Source organism: Lentzea waywayandensis (assembly GCF_900115955.1).
GTDB classification, from domain to species: domain Bacteria; phylum Actinomycetota; class Actinomycetes; order Mycobacteriales; family Pseudonocardiaceae; genus Lentzea; species Lentzea waywayandensis.
Map to the genome: position 1 here is coordinate 24,336 of NZ_FOYL01000003.1, position 20,016 is coordinate 44,351.

27 protein-coding genes are annotated in these 20,016 nt (G+C 66.5%); 24 read left to right on the top strand and 3 right to left on the bottom strand.

Annotated features, from left to right (window positions below; all coding sequences use genetic code 11):
• Positions 1–60: 60 nt before the first annotated feature.
• The 22 genes from rplN (at position 61) to truA (ending at position 13,352) form a co-directional block, all read left to right on the top strand.
• Entirely contained in the window at positions 61–429 is a 369-nt protein-coding gene (rplN, locus tag BM417_RS10715) for a 50S ribosomal protein L14 (protein ID WP_030478306.1), read from the top strand.
• Positions 430–431: 2 nt separating this feature from the next.
• Positions 432–746: a 50S ribosomal protein L24 gene (rplX, locus tag BM417_RS10720; protein WP_090046578.1), complete on the top strand. Its 315-nt coding sequence runs from the start codon at positions 432–434 to the stop codon at positions 744–746.
• A 2-nt stretch (positions 747–748) separates the two neighbouring features.
• Entirely contained in the window at positions 749–1,312 is a 564-nt protein-coding gene (gene rplE, locus BM417_RS10725) for a 50S ribosomal protein L5 (RefSeq protein ID WP_093591184.1), read from the top strand.
• Positions 1,313–1,316: 4 nt separating this feature from the next.
• On the top strand, positions 1,317–1,502 hold the full coding sequence (locus BM417_RS10730; RefSeq protein WP_030473455.1) for a type Z 30S ribosomal protein S14: 186 nt from the start codon (positions 1,317–1,319) through the stop codon (positions 1,500–1,502).
• 121 nt (positions 1,503–1,623) lie between these two features.
• Positions 1,624–2,022 carry a 30S ribosomal protein S8 gene (gene rpsH / locus BM417_RS10735; protein ID WP_030478309.1) on the top strand — a complete coding sequence of 133 codons (399 nt, stop codon included), beginning with the start codon at positions 1,624–1,626 and terminating at the stop codon, positions 2,020–2,022.
• 12 nt (positions 2,023–2,034) lie between these two features.
• A complete protein-coding gene (rplF, locus tag BM417_RS10740) occupies positions 2,035–2,574 on the top strand; it encodes a 50S ribosomal protein L6 (RefSeq protein WP_045309814.1) in 540 nt (179 codons plus the stop codon).
• A gap of 1 nt (position 2,575) precedes the next feature.
• Complete coding sequence (rplR, locus tag BM417_RS10745) at positions 2,576–2,977, top strand: 50S ribosomal protein L18 (RefSeq protein WP_090015388.1); 402 nt, start codon at positions 2,576–2,578, stop codon at positions 2,975–2,977.
• 34 nt (positions 2,978–3,011) lie between these two features.
• Positions 3,012–3,620 (top strand): 30S ribosomal protein S5, encoded by a 609-nt coding sequence (gene rpsE / locus BM417_RS10750; RefSeq protein ID WP_053733140.1) that lies wholly within the window; start codon positions 3,012–3,014, stop codon positions 3,618–3,620.
• A gap of 2 nt (positions 3,621–3,622) precedes the next feature.
• Entirely contained in the window at positions 3,623–3,808 is a 186-nt protein-coding gene (rpmD, locus tag BM417_RS10755; protein WP_045309828.1) for a 50S ribosomal protein L30, read from the top strand.
• On the top strand, positions 3,805–4,248 hold the full coding sequence (gene rplO / locus BM417_RS10760; protein ID WP_093591187.1) for a 50S ribosomal protein L15: 444 nt from the start codon (positions 3,805–3,807) through the stop codon (positions 4,246–4,248). The genes rpmD and rplO overlap by 4 nt, the downstream gene beginning before the upstream one ends.
• 789 nt (positions 4,249–5,037) lie before the next feature.
• Complete coding sequence (gene secY / locus BM417_RS10765) at positions 5,038–6,348, top strand: preprotein translocase subunit SecY (RefSeq protein ID WP_093593483.1); 1,311 nt, start codon at positions 5,038–5,040, stop codon at positions 6,346–6,348.
• The gene (locus BM417_RS10770) at positions 6,349–6,897 is read left to right on the top strand and encodes an adenylate kinase (protein ID WP_093591190.1); all 549 of its coding nucleotides are present in this window, start codon (positions 6,349–6,351) and stop codon (positions 6,895–6,897) included.
• 59 nt (positions 6,898–6,956) lie between these two features.
• The gene (gene map, locus BM417_RS10775; RefSeq protein WP_093591193.1) at positions 6,957–7,739 is read left to right on the top strand and encodes a type I methionyl aminopeptidase; all 783 of its coding nucleotides are present in this window, start codon (positions 6,957–6,959) and stop codon (positions 7,737–7,739) included.
• 207 nt (positions 7,740–7,946) lie between these two features.
• Positions 7,947–8,528, top strand: a complete 582-nt coding sequence (locus BM417_RS10780) for a hypothetical protein (protein ID WP_093591196.1) — start codon at positions 7,947–7,949, stop codon at positions 8,526–8,528.
• Between the two features lie 122 nt (positions 8,529–8,650).
• Positions 8,651–8,872, top strand: coding sequence for a translation initiation factor IF-1 (gene infA / locus BM417_RS10785; protein WP_005166804.1), 222 nt, complete (start codon positions 8,651–8,653; stop codon positions 8,870–8,872).
• Between the two features lie 25 nt (positions 8,873–8,897).
• Entirely contained in the window at positions 8,898–9,011 is a 114-nt protein-coding gene (rpmJ, locus tag BM417_RS10790; protein ID WP_010148647.1) for a 50S ribosomal protein L36, read from the top strand.
• A gap of 217 nt (positions 9,012–9,228) precedes the next feature.
• Positions 9,229–9,609 carry a 30S ribosomal protein S13 gene (rpsM, locus tag BM417_RS10795; protein ID WP_089915254.1) on the top strand — a complete coding sequence of 127 codons (381 nt, stop codon included), beginning with the start codon at positions 9,229–9,231 and terminating at the stop codon, positions 9,607–9,609.
• Positions 9,610–9,646: 37 nt separating this feature from the next.
• Positions 9,647–10,054, top strand: a complete 408-nt coding sequence (gene rpsK, locus BM417_RS10800; protein WP_030478320.1) for a 30S ribosomal protein S11 — start codon at positions 9,647–9,649, stop codon at positions 10,052–10,054.
• Between the two features lie 23 nt (positions 10,055–10,077).
• Positions 10,078–10,683 carry a 30S ribosomal protein S4 gene (gene rpsD, locus BM417_RS10805; protein ID WP_086669043.1) on the top strand — a complete coding sequence of 202 codons (606 nt, stop codon included), beginning with the start codon at positions 10,078–10,080 and terminating at the stop codon, positions 10,681–10,683.
• Positions 10,684–10,836: 153 nt separating this feature from the next.
• Entirely contained in the window at positions 10,837–11,895 is a 1,059-nt protein-coding gene (locus BM417_RS10810; RefSeq protein WP_030478322.1) for a DNA-directed RNA polymerase subunit alpha, read from the top strand.
• A gap of 51 nt (positions 11,896–11,946) precedes the next feature.
• Complete coding sequence (gene rplQ / locus BM417_RS10815; RefSeq protein WP_093591199.1) at positions 11,947–12,501, top strand: 50S ribosomal protein L17; 555 nt, start codon at positions 11,947–11,949, stop codon at positions 12,499–12,501.
• A gap of 56 nt (positions 12,502–12,557) precedes the next feature.
• A complete protein-coding gene (gene truA, locus BM417_RS10820; RefSeq protein ID WP_093591202.1) occupies positions 12,558–13,352 on the top strand; it encodes a tRNA pseudouridine(38-40) synthase TruA in 795 nt (264 codons plus the stop codon).
• 623 nt (positions 13,353–13,975) lie between these two features.
• On the opposite strand, the gene BM417_RS10825 is transcribed toward truA, so the two are convergent.
• The 3 genes from BM417_RS10825 to eccE all read right to left on the bottom strand — a co-directional run bounded on the left by BM417_RS10825 (position 13,976) and on the right by eccE (position 17,850).
• Positions 13,976–15,538, bottom strand: a complete 1,563-nt coding sequence (locus BM417_RS10825) for a S8 family peptidase (RefSeq protein WP_093591205.1) — start codon at positions 15,536–15,538, stop codon at positions 13,976–13,978.
• Positions 15,539–15,808: 270 nt separating this feature from the next.
• Entirely contained in the window at positions 15,809–16,534 is a 726-nt protein-coding gene (locus BM417_RS10830) for a hypothetical protein (protein WP_093591208.1), read from the bottom strand.
• The gene (gene eccE / locus BM417_RS10835) at positions 16,531–17,850 is read right to left on the bottom strand and encodes a type VII secretion protein EccE (protein WP_407656138.1); all 1,320 of its coding nucleotides are present in this window, start codon (positions 17,848–17,850) and stop codon (positions 16,531–16,533) included. Before eccE ends, BM417_RS10830 begins: the two co-directional genes overlap by 4 nt.
• A 159-nt stretch (positions 17,851–18,009) precedes the next feature.
• On the opposite strand from eccE, the gene eccB reads away from it, so the two are divergent.
• Positions 18,010–19,626, top strand: coding sequence for a type VII secretion protein EccB (eccB, locus tag BM417_RS10840; RefSeq protein WP_093593486.1), 1,617 nt, complete (start codon positions 18,010–18,012; stop codon positions 19,624–19,626).
• A 70-nt stretch (positions 19,627–19,696) separates the two neighbouring features.
• Positions 19,697–20,014, top strand: a complete 318-nt coding sequence (locus BM417_RS10845) for a type VII secretion target (RefSeq protein ID WP_093591214.1) — start codon at positions 19,697–19,699, stop codon at positions 20,012–20,014.
• Positions 20,015–20,016: the final 2 nt, after the last annotated feature.

Here is a 20,016-nt window from a genome sequence, read left to right on the forward strand (position 1 = left end):
ACAGACCGAGCCCGTCGGGTCGGAAATCCGGCGGGCCAGGAATGGTCAAGGAGCAAGTAAGTGATTCAGCAGGAGTCGCGGCTTCGCGTCGCCGACAACACCGGTGCGAAGGAAATCCTTTGCATCCGTGTTCTCGGTGGCTCCGGCCGCCGCTACGCGGGCATCGGCGACATCATCGTCGCGACCGTCAAGGACGCGATCCCCGGTGCCGGTGTGAAGAAGGGTGACGTCGTCAAGGCCGTCATCGTCCGCACCGTCAAGGAGCGTCGCCGTCCGGATGGTTCGTACATCCGCTTCGACGAGAACGCCGCCGTGCTCATCAAGAACGACAACGAGCCCCGCGGTACCCGCATCTTCGGCCCGGTCGGCCGTGAGCTGCGCGACAAGAAGTTCATGAAGATCATCTCGCTGGCTCCGGAGGTGCTCTGACCATGAAGGTGAAGAAGGGCGACACGGTCGTCGTTATCGCCGGCAAGGACAAGGGCGCGAAGGGCAAGGTCATCCAGGCCTACCCGGAGACCGGCAAGGTCCTGGTCGAGGGCGTCAACCGGATCAAGAAGCACACCAAGATCACGCAGACCCAGCGGGGCGCGCAGTCTGGTGGCATCGTGACCCAGGAGGCCCCGATCAACGTCTCCAACGTGATGGTGGTCGACGCGGACGGCAAGCCGACCCGTGTTGGTTACCGGACGAACGACGAGGGCAAGCGGGTCCGCATTTCCCGTCGTAACGGGAAGGACATCTGATCATGACCACCGCAGAGAAGATCATCCCGCGGCTCAAGACGCGCTACCGCGCCGAGATCGCCGGCGAGCTGCACAAGCAGTTCAACTTCGACAACGTGATGCAGATTCCGCGCGTTGTGAAGGTCGTCGTCAACATGGGCGTCGGCGACGCCGCCCGTGACGGCAAGCTGATCGAGGGTGCCGTGAAGGACCTCTCGATCATCACCGGCCAGCGTCCCGAGGTCCGCCGGGCCCGCAAGTCCATCGCGCAGTTCAAGCTGCGTGAGGGCATGCCGATCGGCGCGCGCGTCACGCTGCGCGGCGACCGCATGTGGGAGTTCCTCGACCGTCTGCTGACGATCGCGCTGCCCCGTATCCGCGACTTCCGCGGCCTCTCGGGCAAGCAGTTCGACGGCAACGGCAACTACACGTTCGGCCTGAACGAGCAGTCGATGTTCCACGAGATCGACCCGGACGCTATCGACCGGCCTCGCGGCATGGACATCACCGTCGTCACCACCGCCACGAACGACGAGGAGGGCCGGGCGCTGCTGAAGCTCCTGGGCTTCCCGTTCAAGGAGAACTGAGTCGATGGCCAAGAAGGCGTTGATCAACAAGGCCGCGAAGAAGCCGAAGTTCAAGGTCCGGGGTTACACCCGGTGCCAGCGTTGCGGCCGCCCCCACGCGGTGTTCCGCAAGTTCGGCCTCTGCCGGATCTGCCTGCGCGAGATGGCTCACCGCGGTGAGCTGCCTGGCGTGAGCAAGTCCAGCTGGTAATTCAAAGCTCCATTACTTCGCTGTAGGCCCGCACACGACCGTCCTGTCCCTCCCTTCACCGGGAGGGCAGGTCTGGACCCTGAGCCGGTGAACCGCAGCGAGAAAGGTTGACCAGGTCACCATGACGATGACCGATCCCATCGCAGACATGCTCACTCGTCTGCGGAACGCGAACTCGGCTTACCACGACAAGGTCGTGATGCCGCACTCCAAGATCAAGGCGAACATCGCCGAGATCCTCAAGCGCGAGGGCTACATCGCCTCGTACCGCGACGAGGACGGCGAGGTGGCCAAGAACTTGGTCGTCGAGCTGAAGTACGGCCCGAACCGTGAGCGCAGCATCGCCGGCCTTCGCCGCGTGTCCAAGCCCGGTCTGCGCGTGTACGCGAAGTCCACCGGCCTGCCCCGAGTTCTCGGTGGCCTCGGCGTGGCGATCATTTCGACCTCTGGCGGTCTCATGACCGACCGTCAGGCCAACAAGGCAGGCGTGGGCGGAGAAGTCCTCGCCTACGTTTGGTAAGGGGGAGTAGACATGTCGCGCATCGGTAAGCAGCCGATCATTGTCCCCTCCGGGGTCGACGTGAACATCGCCGGCCAGGACGTGAGCATCAAGGGCCCCAAGGGTCTCCTGACGCTGACGCTCGCTGAGCCGATCATCGTCGAGAAGGCCGAAGACGGCACTCTCGAGGTCAAGCGCCCGAACGACGAGCGCCGGAACCGCGCGCTCCACGGCCTGTCGCGCACGCTCGTGCACAACATGGTCGTCGGCGTGACCCAGGGTTACGAAAAGAAGATGGAAATCCACGGCGTCGGTTACCGCGTCGCGCTCAAGGGCTCTGAGCTCGAGTTCGCGCTCGGTTACTCGCACCCCGTCAAGGTGGAGGCCCCCGCGGGCATCACCTTCGCGGTCGAGACCCCGACCCGGTTCTCCGTCTCGGGTATCGACAAGCAGCTGGTCGGTGAGGTCGCCGCCAACATCCGCAAGCTGCGCAAGCCCGACCCGTACAAGGGTAAGGGCGTCCGTTACTCGGGCGAGAAGATCCGTCGCAAGGTCGGAAAGACGGGTAAGTGACATGAGCGAGTCGACTGTTACGAAGCGCAAGCCGGTGGGCAAGGACATCTCCACCAGGCGTCGTGTTGCGAAGGCCCGTCGCCACTTCCGCCTCCGCAAGAAGGTCAACGGAACTGCCGAGCGTCCGCGCCTGGCCGTGCACCGTTCGTCGAAGCACATCACCGTGCAGATCATCGACGACCTCAAGGGCCACACGATCGCGTCCGCTTCCTCCATGGAGGCCGACGTCCGTGCCCTGGACGGCGACAAGAAGGCCCGTGCGGCCAAGGTCGGCCAGCTGGCCGCGGCCCGCGCCAAGGACGCCGGCGTCACGGCGGTCGTTTTCGACCGCGGTGGCAACGCGTACCACGGCCGCATCGCGGCTCTGGCTGACGCCGCTCGCGAGGCGGGGCTGGAGTTCTGACAATGATCATCACCGGAATTGAGAGGGACGCCTGATGCCAGGACGTACGCGTCGCGAAGGCGGCGGGGGCGAGCGCGGAGAGCGCCGCGACCGTCGTGACGGCGGCCGCGGCGGCGCGGCCCAGGAGAAGACCCCCCACCTCGAGCGCGTGGTTGCGATCAACCGCGTCTCCAAGGTGGTCAAGGGTGGTCGTCGTTTCAGCTTCACCGCGCTCGTCGTGGTGGGTGACGGCGACGGCATGGTCGGCGTCGGTTACGGCAAGGCCAAGGAAGTTCCCGCGGCCATCGCCAAGGGTGTCGAGGAAGCGAAGAAGAACTTCTTCCGCGTGCCTCGCATCGCCGGCACCATCCCCCACCCGATCCAGGGTGAGAAGGCCGCTGGTGTGGTCCTGCTGCGTCCGGCCTCGGCCGGTACCGGCGTCATCGCGGGTGGCGCTGTCCGCGCCGTCCTCGAGTGCGCCGGCGTGCACGACGTGCTGTCGAAGTCGCTCGGCTCCGACAACGCGATCAACATCGTGCACGCGACCGTGGCGGCCCTCAAGGGCCTGCAGCGTCCCGAAGAGGTCGCGGCCCGTCGTGGCCTGCCCCTCGAGGACGTGGCTCCCGCCGGCATGATCCGCGCTCGCGCGGGCCAGGGGGTGTGATCATGGCTCAGCTCAAGATCACGCAGGTTCGCAGCACCATCGGTACCAAGCACAACCACCGCGAGTCGATGCGCACCCTCGGGCTGCGCAAGATCCGTCAGTCGGTCGTGCGTGAGGACACCCCCCAGGTTCTCGGCCTGATCCACGCCGTGCGCCACCTGGTGGTTGTTGAGGAGGTCCAGTCGTGACCATCAAGATCCACGATCTGCGTCCCGCCCCCGGTGCCAAGACCGCCAAGACCCGCGTTGGTCGTGGTGAAGGCTCCAAGGGCAAGACCGCCGGCCGCGGTACGAAGGGCACGGGCGCTCGCAAGAACGTCTCGCCGCGCTTCGAAGGTGGCCAGATGCCGCTGCACATGCGGCTTCCGAAGCTCAAGGGCTTCAAGAACCCGTTCCGCACCGAGTACCAGGTCGTGAACGTCTCCGCCATCGCTGCCTCCTTCCCGGAGGGCGGCTCGGTGGACGTTCCCGCGCTGGTGCTGGCCGGGCTGGTCCGCAAGGGCTCGCTCGTCAAGGTGCTGGGTGACGGTGACGTCAGCGTCAAGCTGGACGTCACGGCTGACAAGTTCTCCAAGACCGCTGTGGAGAAGTTGGCTGCCGCTGGTGGGTCTTCCACCGTTTCTGCGTGACGTTCGCTGGTTGAACGTGGTTGAAGGGCCCTGAGGCTTCGCCTCGGGGCCCTTTGGCGTTCCTCGGGGTGGTTGCGCGTTCGTTGCGTTGGCCGTCTCCCTGTTGCGTTGGCGGGTGCCTGTTGCGTCGTCCGTAGGTGGTTGGGTTGCGGGCGTTCAGGTTGCGCTGATTCCTGGGGCTCCGCCCCAGACCCCGCCAATCTGATCCAAAGCCGGGGCCTGCGCCGTGCGTGGGTTGATGGCACGCCTGGTGCGTTGGGCGGAGTTGCGTTGCTTTGGTGGTTGCGTTGGTGGGGTGGCTTCGTCACGAGTCGAGCCAAGAGCGGGCCACATCAGGGAAGGGGTGTCAAACCGACGAAAAGCGTGTCCAGTTGACACCCCTTCCCTGATGCAGCAAGAGCTGTGGCACGACTCGTGACGAAGCCACCCCACCCGGACCGCTCGGTGAGGACGGCTCGCCTTCGGCTTCGCTGCGATCATGCGTGGTTCGCTCTGCGGGTATTTCTGCGGGAACTTTGGTGTTGGTGTGAACGTTCGCCGGTGGCGCAATTGTTGGTCGTAGCACGGATCTTCAGTGCTCGGTACCCCGGATGGCCTAGTGGTGTGGTCAGAGATCAACGAGTTGGAACCTGTGATTGGCCACTGGGTACGGCCTGGTCCTGGAGGGCTGTTAGAGTCGCGGGCTGAACCCGGATGTCCTCCGGGTTGCTTGGTCGTGGCTACCTGACTCGGCCTGCCAACTACCGCATGTGCCGGTCCCTGGGGGTCGGCAACGCTCAGGAGGTTCGCGTGCTCGGCGCATTCCGCTCGGCTCTCGCGACGCCGGATCTACGCAAGAAGATCCTGTTCACGCTCGGGATCATCATTGTGTACCGGCTTGGTGCGACCATGCCCGCGCCGGGCGTGTCCTTCAAGAACGTGCGGGCGTGTGCTGAAGCGCTCGAAGGTCAGAACATCTACTCGCTGATCAACCTGTTCAGCGGTGGCGCGCTGCTGAACCTCTCCGTGTTCGCGCTGGGCATCATGCCCTACATCACCGCGAGCATCATCATCCAGCTGCTCACCGTGGTCATCCCGCGGTTCGAGCAGTTGAAGAAGGAAGGACAGGCTGGTCAGGGCAAGCTGACCCAGTACACGCGGTACCTGACGATCGGGCTGGCGATCCTGCAGTCGACCGGTCTCGTGGCGCTGGCGGTGCGCGGGCAGCTGTTCGGTGAGTGCGACCAGGACGTCATTCCCGGCAAGGACAGCATCTTCACCCTCATCGTGCTGGTCATCACCATGACCGCCGGTACCTCGGTCATCATGTGGCTGGGTGAGCTGATCACCGAGAAGGGCATCGGCAACGGCATGTCGCTGCTGATCTTCACCGGTATCGCCGCCCGCATCCCCGCCGAGGGCAAGAACATCCTCGACAAGGACAAGCTCACGTTCGCCCTCGTGGTCGTGGCTGCTCTGATCATCATCGCGAGCGTCATCTACGTCGAGCAGGCCCAGCGTCGCATCCCGGTGCAGTACGCGAAGCGCATGATCGGTCGCCGCATGTACGGCGGCACGTCGACGTACCTTCCTCTCAAGGTGAACCAGGCCGGCGTCATCCCGGTCATCTTCGCCTCGTCGCTGCTCTACCTGCCGGACCTGATCGTGCGCCTCACCCAGGGCTCGTCGACCGAGACGAACTGGTTCTCGACGTTCGTCCAGACGTACCTGGTCAAGCAGTCGAGCTGGGTGCACATCGCCGCCTACTTCCTGCTGATCGTCTTCTTCACGTACTTCTACGTCGGCATCACGTTCAACCCGGACGAGCGCGCTGACGAGATGAAGAAGTTCGGTGGCTTCATCCCCGGCATCCGTCCTGGACGCCCGACCGCCGAGTACCTCAAGTTCGTCCTGGGCCGCATCACGCTTCCCGGTTCGCTCTACCTCGGCATCGTGGCGATCCTGCCGAACCTGTTCCTGGACCTGACCGGTGACGGCCAGAACCAGAACTTCCCGTTCGGCGGCACCGCGGTTCTGATCATGGTCGGTGTCGGTCTCGACACCGTGAAGCAGATCGAGAGCCAGCTCATGCAGCGCAATTACGAAGGGTTCCTCCGCTAGATGCGACTCGTTCTCGTTGGCCCGCCCGGTGCGGGCAAGGGCACCCAGGCCGAAGTTCTGAGCCGCAAGCTCGGCGTGCCGCACATCTCGACGGGCGACCTCTTCCGGTCACACATCAGCAACCAGACCGAGCTCGGGCTGGAGGTGCAGAGCATCCTCGACGAGGGCGCTCTCGTGCCGGACTCCATCACGAACGAGATGGTGCGCAAGCGCTTGGCCGAGTCCGACGCCGCGGACGGGTTCCTGCTCGACGGGTTCCCCCGCAACGTCGCCCAGGCCGACACGCTGGGCGAGTTCCTCGCTGTCGGTGGCCACTCGCTCGACGCGGTGCTGGAGTTCCGGGTCGACGAGGACGTCGTGGTGGAGCGGCTGCTCGCACGTGGGCGCACGGACGACAAGGAAGAAGTCATCCGGCACCGCCAGCAGGTGTACCGCAACGAGACCGCGCCGCTGCTGAGCTACTACGCGGAGAAGGTCATCTCCATCGACGCGGTCGGCGAGATCGACGAGATCAGCGAGCGGGCACTGGCCGCGCTGAACGAGAAGTGACTGGTGGACTGCTTGACCGGCTCCGCTCAGTCATTTCGGGCGCAACAGGTAGTGAAGGCATGAGCAAGATCGAGATCAAGACCCCCGGCCAGCTGGAGGCCATGCGCGCCTCCGGCCTGGTCGTGGCACGCGCGTTGCGCAACGTCGTCGACGCGGTGAAGCCCGGGATCTCCACGTGGGAGCTCGACGAGATCGCCGAGCAGACCATCCGCGACGCTGGCGCCATCCCGTCGTTCAAGGGCTACCACGGCTTCCCGGCGAGCATCTGCGCGTCGGTGAACGAACAGATCGTCCACGGGATTCCGAGCAGGACGCAGGTGCTGGCCGAAGGAGATCTGATCTCCATCGACTGCGGTGCGATCCTCGACGACTGGCACGGCGACTCGGCCGTGACGGTCGGCGTCGGCACGCTGTCTCCCGCGGACCACAAGCTGTCCGAGGCGACCAGGCTGTCGATGCTCGCGGGCATCGAGGCCGCGGTGCCCGGTGGCCGGCTCACGGACATCTCGTTCGCCATCGAGTCCTCGGCCATCGAGTCGGGTGAGCGCGACGGCATCGAGTACGGCGTCGTGGCGGACTACGGCGGCCACGGCATCGGCTCCAAGATGCACATGGAGCCGTTCCTGCCGAACTTCGGCAAGCCGGGCAAGGGGCCGCGGCTCAAGGTCGGCATGGCCATCGCGATCGAGCCGATGCTGACGCTCGGCACCGACGACTCCCAGGAGCTGGAGGACGGCTGGACCGTCATCACGCTCGACGGCACGCGTGCCGCGCACTGGGAGCACAGCGTCGCGATCACCGAGAACGGCCCCTGGGTGCTCACCGCGCCCGAGGAAGACTAAGCGCCCCAACGGTTTTGGATGTAACCCCGCTCACCTGCCCGGTGAGCGGGGTTATTTCGTTTGTCAGCCTCGATACGGTCGTGGTGACGAGCGAGTCCAATGCTTGGGGGCATTGTGGGGGTAACCCGTTTCGTCCTGTCCGCCCTTCTGATTCCACTCGCAGGCTGTGCTGCCTCTAAGCCGGCCACCGATTTCACCTACCAGGACGTGCCGGCGGAGCGGATCGCCGACCGGATCTTCCTGGCCGACGCCATCGCGGCGACCGAGGGCTGCTCGCCGCCGTTCTCCGACGTCGTCGTCTGGCGTCCGAACTTCATCAGCCCGCCGCCACCGGTCGACGGTGGGTGCGGAGGCGGCGTACGTGCCTCCGCGCCGTGGGAGTACGTCGACGCCGTGAGCCGCATCACGGTGCTGCACGACGCCGTCGTGCGGGAGTGGGACACGCTGCTCCAGACAGGTCCGGAGGCCGCGGAGACACGGGCGGCCACGGCGACGTTGCTGCACTGCCTCGACCGGGCGGGGTTCGTCCAGCGCGAACCAGGCGAGCCGAGTCTGGCGAGCTACGGCATCGGATCCGGCGACGCCGCGCTCAACAACGCAGCTCAGAGGTGTTCCGACGACACCTCGTACGGGACCAGGACCGCCACTCAACGCCTGCGGACGTTGAAGTCCGTGCTCGGCAGGCACGAGTCCGAGATCAACGACATCGCCCGGCTGCGGCCCGTGCTCGAACGGGGTGCGCACCCCGACAGCGGCCCTGAGCGGACCCGATTTGGGTTGCCGCAGTGAACTGCGTACACTGGTCAGGTGGCGCACCAGTCGCGCCGGTTCAGTCATGCCCTTGCAGGTGAGATCGAACCGGGCTGACGCGCGTCCAAAGGTTATTACAACTGTCACGAAACGCGGAGGACATGGGCAAGAAGGACGGGGCCATTGAGGTCGAGGGCCGCGTAGTCGAGCCGCTCCCCAACGCGATGTTCAGGGTCGAGTTGGAGAACGGTCACAAGGTACTCGCGCACATCAGCGGCAAGATGCGACAGCACTACATCCGCATCCTCCCTGAGGACCGGGTTGTCGTGGAGCTCTCGCCCTACGACCTGTCCCGCGGGCGCATCGTCTACCGCTACAAGTGACCTCCAGTAGCAGGAGATCTCAGGCGTGAAGGTCCAGCCGAGCGTCAAGAAGATCTGCGACAAGTGCAAGGTGATCCGCCGTCACGGGCGGGTCATGGTGATCTGCGAGAACCTGCGCCACAAGCAGCGCCAGGGCTGAGCAGCTCCACCGCGCGCTCGTCGAGATCCTCGATGACGCAGTAACGAGAATCTCCTCGCACCTACCGCACACAGGGCTTCAAGTGTGCGGACACCCCCGGATTCCAGGCCGGGGCCGGGACACCGGCTGTGAGAGCAGCCGGAACGACATAGCGAGTCAGTCACCGGAATTGGGCGAGGAGCAGACCTGGAAGTAATCGACAGGAGTTAATCGCCACATGGCACGACTCGCTGGCGTCGACCTCCCCCGCGAAAAGCGGATGGAGATCGCGCTCACCTACATCTTCGGCATCGGTCGTACGCGCTCCAAGGAGCTGCTCGCCGCCACGGAGATCTCCCCGGACCTCCGGGTGAAGGATCTGACGGACGACGACCTCGCCAAGCTGCGGGACCACATCGAGACGAACTACAAGGTCGAGGGTGACCTTCGCCGTGAGGTTCAGGCCGACATCCGTCGCAAGATGGAGATCGGCTGCTACGAGGGTCTTCGGCACCGTCGCGGCCTGCCCGTTCGCGGACAGCGCACCAAGACGAACGCCCGTACCCGCAAGGGTCCGAAGAAGACCGTCGCCGGCAAGAAGAAGGCCGGCAAGAAGTAAGACCTCGCGTCTACTGCCCTCAACTTAGGAGCTCGTTTTGCCACCGAAGTCCCGTACGGGCGCCGGGGTCAAGAAGATCCGGCGCAAGGAAAAGAAGAACGTCTCGCACGGCCAGGCGCACATCAAGAGCACGTTCAACAACACCATCGTGTCCATCACGGACCCGCTGGGCAACGTGATCAGCTGGGCGTCCGCCGGCCACGTGGGCTTCAAGGGCTCGCGCAAGTCCACGCCGTTCGCGGCGCAGATGGCTGCCGAGAACGCCGCCCGCAAGGCCGCCGAGCACGGCATGCGCAAGGTGGACGTGTTCGTCAAGGGTCCCGGCTCCGGCCGTGAGACCGCGATCCGTTCGCTGCAGGCCGCCGGTCTCGAGGTCGGCACCATTCAGGACGTGACCCCGCAGCCCCACAACGGCTGCCGCCCGCCCAAGCGGCGCCGGGTCTGAGGCACGGGGAGGAGTAAGCACTAATGGCTCGTTACACGGGACCTGCGACGCGCATCTCGCGTCGCCTCAAGGTTGACCTCGTCGGTGGGGACCAGGCGTTCGAGCGCCGCCCCTACCCGCCCGGCCAGCACGGCCGCGGTCGGGTCAAGGAGTCCGAGTACCTGCTGCAGCTCCAGGAGAAGCAGAAGGCTCGCTACACCTACGGCGTCCTTGAGAAGCAGTTCGTCCGCTACTACAAGGAAGCGGTTCGTCGCCCCGGCAAGACCGGCGAGAACCTGCTCCAGATCCTCGAGGCTCGCCTCGACAACGTGGTGTACCGCGCGGGCCTCGCCCGTACGCGTCGCCAGGCTCGTCAGCTGGTTGCTCACGGTCACTTCCTGGTCAACGGCCACAAGGTGAACATCCCGAGCTACCAGGTGTCGAAGTTCGACATCATCGACGTGAAGCCGAAGTCCATGCCGACGCTGCCCTTCGAGGCTGCGCGCGCGTCCTTCGGTGACCGCCCGATTCCCGCTTGGCTGCAGGTCGTCGCCTCGAACCTGCGCATCCTCGTGCACCAGCTGCCCGAGCGCGCGCAGATCGACACGCCTGTCACCGAGCAGCTCATCGTCGAGCTCTACTCGAAGTGATCCTCTCCGGGCCACCGTCTCTTGTGGACGGTGGCCTGGGTCGGGTCCCGCATCGGCGCGAAGGGTGTGCCGAGTGCGTTTGCCGGTCCTCGTGGCTGGCTGTTGTTGACGGCGTCAAATAGCGGGCGTCGTTGATCGGAAAGGTAGAACCCAGTGCTGATTTCCCAGCGCCCCTCGCTCGCCGAGGAAGCGGTCTCCGAGACCCGTTCCCGGTTCGTCATCGAACCGCTGGAGCCGGGCTTCGGCTACACGCTCGGCAACTCGATCCGCCGCACGCTGCTCTCGTCGATCCCCGGTGCTGCTGTCACGAGCATCCGCATCGACGGCGTGCTGCACGAGTTCACCACGGTTCCCGGGGTGAAGGAGGACGTCACCGACGTCATCCTGAACCTCAAGGAGCTCGTCGTCTCGTCCGAAGAGGACGAGCCGGTGACCATGTACCTGCGCAAGCAGGGCCCTGGTGTGGTGACCGCGGGCGACATCGTGCCTCCGGCCGGTGTCACCGTGCACAACCCCGACCTGCACATCGCCACCCTGAACGGCAAGGGCAAGCTGGAGATCGAGCTCGTCGTCGAGCGCGGTCGCGGCTACGTCCCGGCTGTCCAGAACAAGCAGGCGGGCGCCGAGATCGGCCGCATCCCCGTCGACTCGATCTACTCGCCGGTTCTCAAGGTGACGTACAAGGTCGAGGCCACGCGTGTTGAGCAGCGGACGGACTTCGACAAGCTGATCCTCGACGTGGAGAGCAAGCCCTCGATCACTCCGAGGGATGCTGTTGCCTCCGCGGGTAAGACCCTGGTTGAGCTGTTCGGCCTCGCTCGCGAGCTGAACATCGACGCCGAGGGCATCGAGATCGGCCCGTCGCCGGCCGAGGCTGACACCATCGCCGCGTTCGCGATGCCTATTGAGGATCTGGACCTCACGGTCCGTTCCTACAACTGCTTGAAGCGGGAAGGCATTCACACCGTCGGCGAGCTCGTGTCGCGCAGCGAGGCGGACCTGCTGGACATCCGCAACTTCGGTGCGAAGTCGATCGACGAGGTCAAGATGAAGCTCGTCGGCCTCGGCCTCGCGCTGAAGGACTCACCTCCTGGGTTCGACCCGTCCGCGGCTGCTGCCGACTACCACCCCGGTGACACGGGCTGGGGTGCCGGTACCGGCCTGGACCCGCACGACGACGGTCAGGACTACGCGGAGACCGAGCAGCTCTGACGCTCTGATTCAGAGCTAGAGGATCTCTTTTAGTTACTACAGGAGCAAGCGATGCCCACCCCTACCAAGGGCCCCCGGCTCGGTGGGTCTCCGGCGCACGAGCGGCTGCTGCTCGCCAACCTGGCGACGGCGCTGTTCCAGCACGGCCGGATCAAGACCACTGAGGCCAAGGCGAAGCGGCTGCGTCCGTACGCCGAGAAGATCATCTCCAAGGCCAAGGCCGGCGACCTGCACAACCGTCGCGAGATCATGAAGGTGATCCGCGACAAGGACGTCGTCCACAAGCTGATCGCCGAGATCGGTCCGTTCTTCAGCGACCGCTCCGGTGGCTACACCCGCATCACCAAGACGCTGGCGCGCAAGGGCGACAACGCCCCCATGGCCATCATCGAGCTGGTGCAGCAGAAGCTCGTCTCCACCGAGGCCGAGGCTGCGCGCAAGACCAAGTTCGCCAAGGACGAGAAGCCGGCCGAGGCCGCTGTCGTCGAGGCTGACGCCGACGAGACCAAGGCCGAGGACGCTGTCGAGGTTGACGGCGAGCCGACCGCTGAGGCCGTTGAGGCTGAAGAGGCGAAGGACGAGTCCGCTGAGAAGGACAAGTCCTGATCGGTACGTCTGACGAGCCCGTCGTTCCCGGTTCCGGGGGCGGCGGGCTTGTTCGTGTGCGGTTCGACCTGGGATATGACGGGACCGAGTTCTCCGGGTGGGCGCGGCAGCCTTCCCGGCGGACGGTTTGTGGCGTTCTCGAGGACACGCTTTCGATGGTGTTGCGGGAGGACGTCTCGCTGACCGTGGCCGGGCGTACCGATGCCGGGGTCCATGCTTCCGGGCAGGTCGCTCACGCTGATCTGCCCTCGTCTGTTGATGTTGGTGCGTTGCCCAAGCGGTTGGCTCGGGCGTTGCCCTCGGATGTTCGGGTGTTCGCTGCTCGGGTGGTGCCCGCCGCCTTTGACGCGCGATTCTCGGCTTTGCGACGGCACTACGAGTACCGGGTTTCGGATGCTGACTTCGGGGCGCATCCGTTGCGGCGGTTGGACACCCTTGCCTGGCCTCGTCCGCTGGACGTTTCCGCGATGAACGTGGCCGCTGCGCTTTTGTTGGGGGAGCACGACTTTTGCGCGTTCTGCAAGCGGCGTGAAGGGGCCACGACGATCCGGGAGTTGCAGCGGCTTGAGCTGGTGCGATCCGAGGTTGATGGCGTGATCACGGCGTTTGTGTCCGCTGATGCGTTCTGTCACTCGATGGTTCGGTCGCTCATTGGGGCGTTGCTGGCTGTTGGGGAGGGGCGGAAGGCGGTTGAGTGGCCTTCGTCTTTGTTGTCGCTGAGTGGACGGGCCAGCGGGGTTACCGTGGCTCCTGCTCATGGGTTGTGCCTTGTGCGGGTGGATTTTCCTGGGGATTCGGAGTTGGCGGCTCGGGCTGAGGCGACTCGGCGGGTTCGTACGTTGGAGCGTTGACGGCTGGCGTGTGGGTTGCGTGGGTTGCTGTGCGGGCGTGACGTTGCGTTGATTCCTGGGGCTCCGCCCCAGACCCCGCCAATCTGATCCAAAACCGGGGCCTGCGCCGTGCGTGGGTTGATGGCACGCCTGTTGAGTTGGGCGGAGTTGCGTTGCTTTGGTGGTTGCGTTGGTGGGGTGGTTTCGTCACGAGCCGTACCAAGAGCGGGCCACATGCAAGGAGGGGTGTCAACTCGACGAAAAGCGTGTCGAGTTGACACCCCTCCTTGCATGCAGCAAGAGCTATGGCACGACTCGTGACGAAACCACCCCACCCAGACCGCACGGTAAGGACGGCTCGCCTTCGGCATCGCGGGCGATCTGCGTGCTCATGAGCGTGTGGGTTCCGCCCCGCCTCCGCCCCGCTTTGTCGTGCTTGTCCCAGCCCAGCCCAGCCCAGCCCAGCCCAGCCGTGCCGTGCCGTGCCGTGCCGTGCCGTGCCCAGCCGTGCCCTGCCTTGCCTGCGCCCAGCCCAGTTCGGCCCCAGCCCCGTTCGGCTCAGCCCTGTGCGGCTGGCCCCTCCTCTGGAAAGGGAGGAGCCCCCGGCGGGGGGACCGGGGGCTCCGAGGGGTGGTGCGGCTGGCTTAGATGTCGAGCGTCCACGAGTCGATGTGGCCCGTGTCCTGGCGGTAGAGGTCGCGGACCCGCAGCTGCCAGGTGCCGTTGGCGTCCTCGGCCGCCACGTTGACGGCGTAGGTGGCGTTGAGGTCGTCAGCGCTGTCGGAGCCGTTGGCGACCTTCAGGATCTTCACGGTGCCTGAGGGGGCGATCAGGGACAGTTCCAGGTCGCCTCGGTAGGTGTGCTTGATGGCCACCTTCACGGAGCCGGTGGTGCTGGCCTTGCCGTTGCAGTCGGCGACCGTGATCGGGGACTTGACCTCGCTGGCGTCCGGGATGGCCGTGTCGGTGTCGTTGGTGATTGCCGGGCACTGGCCGGGCGGGTTGCCAGGGGCCGTGCCGGTGATGTGGAGGAGCTTGTTCGGCGAGCCGGTTCCGGGGGAGGTGACAACGTCGGAGGTGGCGTTGTCAACGAGGGCGTCCCGGACCTGCTGCGGGGTGGCGGTGGGGGCCGAGCCGAGGTAGACGGCCGCCGCGCCGACTACGTGCGGGGTGGCCATCGAGGTGCCGCTGATGGTGTTGGTGGCCTCGTCGTTGGTCAGCCACGCTGAGGTGATGTCGCGGCCCGGCGCGAAGATGTCGAGGCAGGTGCCGAGGTTCGAGAACGAGCTGCGGGCGTCGGTGCGGTCCGTTGAACCGACGGTGATGGCTGCCGGGGTGCGGGCCGGGGACGTGTTGCAGGCGTTGCCGCCGTTGTCGTTGCCGGCTGCCAGGCCGTAGGTGACGCCTGCGGCGATGGAGCGCGCTACGGCGTCGTCGACGGTCTGGTTGGCGCCGCCGCCCAGGGACATGTTGGCGACTGCGGGCTTGCGGGCTGGGTTGGCCTGGACGTCCGCGGTGACCCAGTCGATGCCCGCGATGACGCCCGCGAAGGTGCCGGAGCCCGAGCAGTTCAGGACTCGGACGGCTACCAGCTTCACGTCCTTCGCGACGCCGAACTTCGTGCCGCCGACGGTGCCCGCGACGTGGGTTCCGTGGCCGTTGCAGTCCGAGGCGTCGGCATCGTTGTCAACGGTGTCGGTGCCGGACACCGCGCGGCCGCCGAAGTCGGTGTGGGTGAGGCGGATGCCCGTGTCGATGATGTACGCGGTGACGCCCGCGCCGCGGTTCGGGTAGGTGTAGCTGTTGTCCAGCGGGAGCGCGCGCTGGTCGATGCGGTCGAGGCCCCAGGACGGGGTCGGGGTCTGCGTGTCCGAGGCGCGGACCTCGCCGTCCTGTTCGACGTAGGCGACGGCCGGGTCTGCCGCCAGGCGCTTGGCCTGGGTCTCGGACATCTGCGCTGAGAAACCGCGCAAAGCGGACTTGTAAGAGTGCTTCACCTTCGCGCCGTACTTAGCGCTGAGGTTCTCCACGCTTGAGGTGCTGATGTCCTTCAGCACGACGATGTAGTTGTCCTTGACCGCGTTGGACGCACCGAGGTTGCGAATCTCCCCCTCGGGCGCAGCGGTGGCGGAGACGGACGACAGGACGAGCGCAGTGCCCGCCACCAGTCCGATTCCGGCCGCTCGTCTGGCCCACGATTCTCCCATAGCAGCAAGCTCCCTCGTCGCAGGGTTGTGCAGTGAGAATTTTCTTAGTGGTGCGGACTGAATTCGCACAAGACGGTCCACGACATTGCCATCGAATGCCGAATCAACAGATTTGCTGCGGCCTGTGAATTAGTTGGTGCAGGTGATCTCTTTACAAAACAATTGCGCCCCGAACGGTTGTCCGTTCGGGGCGCATGTCTCGCCTATTTCGTGCGACCGACTTGCAGGCGAACTCGCCGCCGTCTGCGGAGCAGCGGCCGGCAAGCACTCTCAATCGCCTCGGCGGACTGCTCCGAGGATCTGCTGTTCGGCCGGGGTCGTGTAGAGGCGCAGGTGCGCCCACATGTCCTGGCCCATCGCGATGACCTGGTCGTCCTTGAGCTGGGTCAGCTGCTGGAACATCTGCGGGCGCAGGCGCCACATCTGGCCGGCTAGCTGGGCCTGGCCCATCGGGAGGCGCTGGAGCAGCACGAGGTCCGCGTTGTTCGCCGTGGACGACGCCTGCGGGTGCAGGTACGGCAGCACGTACATCGTGGTCTGCCACGGTGCGCGCGGCGGGAACAGCTCCTGCGGGACGTGGCCGCCGTCGTGGATCACGAGCAGCGGCATGTCCTCGGTCGGGCGCGGGAGGTCGGCCGGGGACAGGCGGCGCAGCTGCACCAACTGAGACGGTCGGCCGTCCGGGCCCTGGCCCGCTGCGCGCACGACCGGCTGCCACGCCTGCGGGCGGCCCGTCGCGATGATGATCCACGCTCCGGTCGCCATGGCGCGCAACGCGATCTGGCGGGCCAGGTACAGGCCGCCCACGACCACCATGCGGGTCGGCGTCGGGCGCAGGACGGACACGCTGAGCGGTTCGCCCTTCGTGCCCTGGCCGAGCATCATGCCGCCGCGGTCGCCGCTCGGGCTGACCAGGTCGAGCATGTTCGGCGACACCAGGAACTCCGGTGCCACCGCGCCTCGGCCGCGCGTGTCGAGCAGACGGGACGAGCTCATGCCACACCTCCCAGCGGCAGCGTCGCGGCGAGGCCCGCGAGCTGCATGCCCCGCAACGGGGTCAGCGTGATGTCGAGCTTGTCACCCAGCTTCGAGAGCTGGTCCTCGGCCCGGTCCAGCTCGCTCGGCGTGCGGGCGGACACCCGCACCAGGCCGCGCAGCGAGACCTGACCGTCCTCACGGGACGGTGAGATGGACATCGCGAGCGTCGACGAGAGAGCGCGCACACCGGTCAGCGAGTTCAGGTTGCCCTTGAGGCCCTTCGACGGCCAGCCGGTGATCGCGTAGCTCGCGTGACCGACGCCACCCGCGGTGACGCCCGCCCACTTCTCCCGCAACGACACGGGGTTCGTGTTGCCGACGGCCGCGGTCAGCTCGGCCGACGAGATCGCCGCGCGCAGCAGCTCGTCCGAGTCGAGCGGGCGGATCGTCACACCGGCGGACTCCAGCGCGTTGCGGACGCGGGACAACGCGCCGATCAACGCCCGGTGCGCGCCGACGACGCCGCCGCCGCGCTCCCGGATCGCCTCGCCGCACCGGCGCGGGTCCAGCCGGACCGTGATCCACGTGGTGCGCCGGGCCGCCGCGGGCAGCGGGCCGAGCACCTCCATGTACGAGCTGATGGCCGGCGAGTTCGGTGGAAGTGCCGCGCTGCCGGGGTAGCAGTGCCAGATCACGGTGATCGCGTCGAGCACGACACCGCGGTCCTCGAGGCACGGTGTGAGCGCTCCCAGGGGCAGTGACGGCGCCGAGCCGACCGCGGAGATCAGCGGCGGTGTCGGGTCGACCAGGAGCACCGCGGTCCACACGCCGTCGTGCCACGACAGTGCGAGCGGACGGCGTTCGTGGTCGACGCCCTTCGCGATCACCAGGTCCGGGATCGCGAGGCGCAGCAACGCGACGCGCGGGTCCTCCGGGCCGAGCACCTGAAGCTCGTCGTCACCGAGCTTGGACTCCGTCTGCTCCTGGCGCTTCGCGGTGCGGCTGTGCGACCGGAAGTTGTAGCGCAGGCGGACGCCGATCCACTGGGTGAGCCAGCGGCCACGCGATCGGGTGAACGCCAGGATCAGTGCGATGAGGAGCACACCGCCGGCGATCGAGACGGAGACGACGTTCAGCGCGCCGGAGCCGTCCTTGACGCCCATGATCGTGAGCACGAGGAGGGCGATGGCGAGACCGACCTCGATCGTGACTACGTTCGAGACGGGCAACGAGCCAAGGCTCACGCCCGCGGCTCTGCGACGGACACGCCCGACCGGACGCGGAGGCGCGGGTGCCTGCTGGCCAGGACCTGCGGGTCCCTGCGGCCGTGCCATCCCTGGGTTGGGCCGGGGCGGATGTGGAGTGGTCACGGACATCCGTTGTGGTCTCTTTCCCCTCGATGGTCGGTGGGCTTGGCGAACCGGCCCACGGAGCAACCTGCGTCCGGCTATCCTGCCGAACCGTACCGCGACTGGGAGAGCAGCGAGCCGAGAATGGCATCAACACCCACGACCAAGGCACAGGTCCAGGCCTACCAATTCGTCCTGAAGCGGATGCAGTCAGCTCTTGTCCGCAGAGATGCGGTGATGCTGCACGACCCTATGAGCATCCACTCGCGCGCTACTGCGGTGGGTGTGGTGCTGGGCGTCCTCGGTCTGATCGTGTTCCTCGTGATCGGGCTCTTCAGCCCGGCGCCGAGGCTCGACGACCAGACGCAGATCGCCATCAGCAAGGAGACCGGCCAGGTCTACGTCGTCGACAGCGCGCCGAGGCGCCTGATCCCGATGACGAACCTGGCGTCGGCCCGGCTGCTCTGGTACTCGCGCAACAACCCGGACGCGCAGCAGGGCCAGGGCGGCGGCGACGCACCGGCCGGCACCGCGGGCGCTCCGCAGGAAGCGGCCGGCGGCACCCCGAAGCTCGTGAGCGAGTCGGCGCTGGCGAGCCTGCCGCGCGGCAGGCTCACCGGTCTTCCGGACGCGCCGGACGTGCTGCCGAAGCAGAACCTGCGCATCGACGCGCAGTGGTCCGTCTGCGACACCCTGAACCTGGACGAGTTCCGCGAGAACCAGGCGGCGGAGAACCAGATCAAGACCTCCGTGATCGCGGGCGTCAGCGAGGGCAACTCCCAGCTGGGCGAGGAGGCCGTGCTGGTGCAGCAGCGCACCGGCGCCAAGAAGGCCTACCTGATCTACAAGAAGCCCGACAGTCGCACCGACATCTCGTCGTCGACGGTCCGCGCCGAGGTGGACCTCAAGAACGACAAGGTGGTCAACGCCCTGAAGCTGGGCGGCAAGCAGGCGCGGTCGATCAGCACGGCGCTGCTCACCACCATCCCCGAGGTCTCCCCGCTGGCCGCGCCGATCATCCCGAACCAGGGCAAGCAGGCGACCTACATCACCGAGACCAACGTCAAGATCGGTGAGGTCGTCCAGGTCGAGCGGCAGAACGGCTTCGAGTCCATGGTGGCGCTGGAGGACGGCTTCCAGACCGTCGAGGAGACCGTCGGCGACCTGCTGCGCTGGGCGTACTCGAACAACAAGCAGGCGATCAAGCTCTCGCCGAGCGCGATCGCGAACCACAAGGACCCGAAGAACCCGCTGAAGCTCGACTCCTTCCCGAAGCAGATCCCCACCACGCTCGAGGCGAACGCCGGCAACACCGTGCTGTGCCTGGGCTGGAAGGCCGACAACTACACCGAGCAGACCAAGGCCGAGCACACCACGGTCACGATCGGCTCGAAGCTGCCCGGCCCCAAGGACATGACCCCGGTGGAGCTGAACGCGCCGGGTGCGGCGGGCGAGATCATCGACCAGTTCCTGATGCTGCCGGGCAAGGCCGCGGTCGTGCGGGCGAGCCAGGGCAAGGGCGACTTCGGCACCGGACCGGTCCAGGTCGTCACGGGTCGCGGCGTCCGCTACGGAGTTCCGGACGGCGGCACCGCGGGGGCGCTGGGTCTCGACGGGACGTTCCCGCCGGCACCGAACCAGATCCTGAGCCTGCTGCCGATGGGGCCGCAGCTCAACAAGAACGAGGCCAACCGCAGCTACGACTCGATCCCGGCGCCCAAGGGCACCATCAAGGATCCGCAGGCGGCCGTTCAGAAGTAGCGGAACCGCGCCGGGTGCATCACCGTCGAACAGGACGAAATGCACCCGGGAGTTCGTAGGGGGACCAGTCGTGGCCGGTCGGATCAGCGTCGATGCCGAGTGGTTGGAGAAGTACGCCGACCGCATCGACGGGACGACGGACGATCTGAGGCGGGTGCGGGACGCCATGAAGGTGTCCCCGCTGCGCCCGCAGTCGTTCGGCGAGATCGGCAGAACCGTCGGTACCGCTCAGGGTTACGCGCGTGCCGCCGAGCTGCTCAACTCGCAGCTCGGCCGCGCCTGTGACGCGCTCGACGCGGCTTCGAAGGGCCTGCACGCCGTCGCCCTGCAGTACGGGCAGGGCGACGACGAGAGCGTGCAGGCCATCAAGAAGGCCGACCGGCGGTAGGG

Coding starts and splice junctions, on each gene's coding strand:
- BM417_RS10770 (WP_093591190.1), top strand. CDS start 6,349: ATGCGACTCGTTCTCGTTGGCCCGCCCGGTGCGGGCAAGGGCACCCAG.
- rpsD (WP_086669043.1), top strand. CDS start 10,078: ATGGCTCGTTACACGGGACCTGCGACGCGCATCTCGCGTCGCCTCAAG.
- rpsE (WP_053733140.1), top strand. CDS start 3,012: ATGCCAGGACGTACGCGTCGCGAAGGCGGCGGGGGCGAGCGCGGAGAG.
- map (WP_093591193.1), top strand. CDS start 6,957: ATGAGCAAGATCGAGATCAAGACCCCCGGCCAGCTGGAGGCCATGCGC.
- rplQ (WP_093591199.1), top strand. CDS start 11,947: ATGCCCACCCCTACCAAGGGCCCCCGGCTCGGTGGGTCTCCGGCGCAC.
- BM417_RS10830 (WP_093591208.1), bottom strand. CDS start 16,534: ATGAGCTCGTCCCGTCTGCTCGACACGCGCGGCCGAGGCGCGGTGGCA.
- eccB (WP_093593486.1), top strand. CDS start 18,010: ATGGCATCAACACCCACGACCAAGGCACAGGTCCAGGCCTACCAATTC.
- rplX (WP_090046578.1), top strand. CDS start 432: ATGAAGGTGAAGAAGGGCGACACGGTCGTCGTTATCGCCGGCAAGGAC.
- eccE (WP_407656138.1), bottom strand. CDS start 17,850: ATGGCACGGCCGCAGGGACCCGCAGGTCCTGGCCAGCAGGCACCCGCG.
- rpmD (WP_045309828.1), top strand. CDS start 3,623: ATGGCTCAGCTCAAGATCACGCAGGTTCGCAGCACCATCGGTACCAAG.
- infA (WP_005166804.1), top strand. CDS start 8,651: ATGGGCAAGAAGGACGGGGCCATTGAGGTCGAGGGCCGCGTAGTCGAG.
- BM417_RS10825 (WP_093591205.1), bottom strand. CDS start 15,538: ATGGGAGAATCGTGGGCCAGACGAGCGGCCGGAATCGGACTGGTGGCG.
- rpsM (WP_089915254.1), top strand. CDS start 9,229: ATGGCACGACTCGCTGGCGTCGACCTCCCCCGCGAAAAGCGGATGGAG.
- rplR (WP_090015388.1), top strand. CDS start 2,576: ATGAGCGAGTCGACTGTTACGAAGCGCAAGCCGGTGGGCAAGGACATC.
- BM417_RS10730 (WP_030473455.1), top strand. CDS start 1,317: ATGGCCAAGAAGGCGTTGATCAACAAGGCCGCGAAGAAGCCGAAGTTC.
- rpsH (WP_030478309.1), top strand. CDS start 1,624: ATGACGATGACCGATCCCATCGCAGACATGCTCACTCGTCTGCGGAAC.
- rplE (WP_093591184.1), top strand. CDS start 749: ATGACCACCGCAGAGAAGATCATCCCGCGGCTCAAGACGCGCTACCGC.
- rplF (WP_045309814.1), top strand. CDS start 2,035: ATGTCGCGCATCGGTAAGCAGCCGATCATTGTCCCCTCCGGGGTCGAC.